Raw genomic sequence first — 254 nt, forward strand, 5'->3', positions numbered from 1 at the left:
GTGTCTGAGCCGGAATGTTACGGCGTAGTTTTCTTTTTGGCCTCATCGCTGCGGCGTTTCTCCTCGGCAGCGCGTTTGTCGGCCATGAGTCGGGGCTTCAGGAATTCGAATTGCACGAGGGCGTTTTTCAGCGCGTCGCCGGTGTGATTGGGGCCGGGCGCGGGATCTTGCCACGAGCCATCGGGGAACTGGCGCTCACCGGAAAGCTCGGTGACGAGTTTTTTATCGGTATCGCGCGGGGCATAGAGCCGGGG

Annotated in this window: 1 protein-coding gene; it reads right to left on the reverse strand. The window is 61.0% G+C overall.

The features are described 5' to 3' along the window. Positions 1-17: 17 nt before the first annotated feature. A partial coding sequence (locus Q4563_RS21155; RefSeq protein ID WP_303605923.1) for a hypothetical protein occupies positions 18-254 on the reverse strand: 237 nt, incomplete at its 5' end.

This window comes from Gilvimarinus sp. 1_MG-2023 (assembly GCF_030548285.1).